This window comes from Pseudofrankia coriaricola (assembly GCF_001854805.1).
Classification (GTDB): Bacteria; Actinomycetota; Actinomycetes; order Frankiales; family Frankiaceae; genus Pseudofrankia.
In genome coordinates, this window is the sequence record NZ_MBLO01000176.1 from 1 (window position 1) to 2,477 (window position 2,477).

Below are 2,477 nucleotides of genomic sequence, written 5' to 3' on the forward strand. Positions count from 1 at the left end.
GCCGACATGGACGCGGCGGTGGCGGCCGCGCGGCGGGCCTTCGATGAGACCGACTGGTCCCGCCGGCCGGCTGCCGAGCGCGGCGAGTTGTGCGCGCGGTTGGCCGCGGCGATCGCAAAGCGCGCGCCGGAGCTCGCCGAGCTGATCACCGAGGAGATGGGCACCCCGCTGCTGCAGGCGCAGCTCTACCAGGCGGTGGCCCCCTCGGTGAGCCTCAACTACTACGCGCGGCTGGCGAGCGGCTACCGCTTCGAGGAGGTGCGGGTCAGCGACCTGTCCCCGCTTGCCGGAGGCGAGGGTGGGGCGAGCGCGATCCCGTTCGCCGGGAAGAGCCTCGTAGTCCAGGAGCCGGTCGGTGTGGTCGCCACCTTCGCCGCGTTCAACTTCGCCCTCGCCTGCGCCGCCCAGAAGGCGGCGCCGGCGCTCGTCGCGGGCTGCACCGTCGTGCTCAAGGCGCCGGAGCAGGACCCGCTGTCGTCCTTTGTGCTCGCCGAGCTGGTGGACGAGGTGGGATTCCCGCCTGGTGTGCTGAACATCGTCGCGGCGGGACCGGAGTCCTCCGAGTACCTGGTCCGCCATCCCGGTGTGGACATGGTGAGTTTCACCGGTTCGACCGCCGTCGGAAGGCGCATCGGCGAGATCTGCGGCTCGCAGGTCAAACGGGCCGTCCTCGAGTTGGGCGGCAAGTCCGCCGCGATCATCTGTTCGGACGCCGACCTCGGGCTGGCGGTCCCCGCGCTGATCGGCAGCAGTGTCGCCATGAACACGGGCCAGGCCTGTGTCGCGATGAGCCGGATCCTCGCTCCCGCCGCCCGCTACGACGAGATCGCCAATCGGCTGGCGGCAGCAATCTCAAGCCTGAAGGTGGGGGACCCGATGGAACCCGACACGGCGATCGGCCCGCTGATCACGGCGGCGCATCGCGACCGGGTCGAGGGCCACATCGCCAGGGGCCTGGCCGAGGGCGCCACCGTACGCGTCGGCGGCGGCCGTCCCGCCCACCTACCGCGGGGCTGGTACGTCGAGCCGACGCTGCTCACGGACGTCCGCAACGACATGAGCGTCGCCCAGGAAGAGATCTTCGGCCCGGTTACCGCCCTCATCCGCTACGAAGATGAGGAGGATGCGATCCGGATCGCCAACGACAGCCGGTTCGGCCTGGCGGGCACCGTCTTCACCGCGGATGCCCTGCACGGTTTCGAGATCGCCCGGCGGATCCGCAGCGGGACGTTCTCGGTGAACACCTACGTCTGCGATCTCAACAGCCCGTTCGGCGGCTACAAGCAGTCCGGGATCGGGCGCGAGCACGGCGTCGCCGCCCTGACGGAATACCTGCAGACCAAGACCATCTCGGTCGATCCCGCCGCCGATCTGCCGGCCGAGATCCTCGCCGCGGTCGCAAGCGTACCGGCGCCGGTATAGCAGGTCCGCGGCGCAGCTGGCTTACCGGCCGCGCCACACCATCGACTCCGGACCGGAGGAAACAGTGACAAACCAACAAAGGCGCGGGCGGGTCGAGGGCAAGGTCGCTTTCATCACGGGAGCCGGCCGAGGTCAGGGGCGTTCCCACGCGATCCGCCTGGCCGAGGAAGGCGCGGATGTGATCGCCGTCGACCTCTCCGACACGGCCAGCAAGGACATCAGCCGATTCTCGCCGTACCCCATGGCCACCGAGGCCGACCTCGAGGAGACGGCGCGGCTGGTGACGGCGACCGGACGCGACATCCTCACCCGTCACGTCGACGTCCGCGACCAGGAATCCCTCGACGCCGCGGTCGCCGCCGGGAAGGAACGGTTCGGCCACATCGACATCGTGAGCGCCAACGCGGGCATCGGCGGCACCTACGCCACCGCCTGCGAGCTGACCAGGGCGAACTGGCAGGCCGTCATCGACGTCGACCTCACCGGCGTCTGGCAGACAGCCAAAGCGGCGGCACCCGTGATGATTGAGCAGGGTAACGGCGGATCCATCATCATCACGACCTCGACGATGGGCCTGAAGGGCCTGCCCAACATGGTCGCCTACATCGCCGCCAAGCACGGCGCCGTCGGGGTCATGCGCGCGCTCACACACGAGCTGGGCCCGTTCTCGATCCGCGTCAACGCGATCGCGCCCTGCTCCGTCGACACYGACATGATCTTCAACGACGCGATCTACCAGCTGTTCCGCCCCGACCTCACCGCACCCACCAAGGAGGACACCATCGACGCCTTCCAAGCCATGAACATCATGCCAGTCCCCTGGAACGAGGCMMGGGACATCTCCGAGGCGGTGCTSTGGCTGGCCTCCGACGAAGCACGCCACGTCACCGGCATCGTCCTGCCCGTCGACGCCGGACAACTCGCGAAATAACCACCACCCAAACCGAGCGGCCGCGTCGGCGACCGCATCCGCCGGGCGACAGGAAACCGGGGCCGGGCATCCGCGCTCGGCCCCGCCGGCGGTCCAACCGCCGGGGCTTCCAAAGCGCCTGACC

2 protein-coding genes are annotated in these 2,477 nt (G+C 69.6%); both read left to right on the forward strand.

Features of this window, described 5'->3' with window-relative positions; translation table 11 throughout:
• The coding region (locus BCD48_RS21250; RefSeq protein WP_071050158.1) for an aldehyde dehydrogenase family protein at positions 1-1,422 on the forward strand (1,422 nt) is incomplete at its 5' end.
• Positions 1,423-1,486: 64 nt separating this feature from the next.
• Positions 1,487-2,353 carry a mycofactocin-coupled SDR family oxidoreductase gene (locus tag BCD48_RS21255; protein WP_071050159.1) on the forward strand — a complete coding sequence of 289 codons (867 nt, stop codon included), beginning with the start codon at positions 1,487-1,489 and terminating at the stop codon, positions 2,351-2,353.
• Positions 2,354-2,477: the final 124 nt, after the last annotated feature.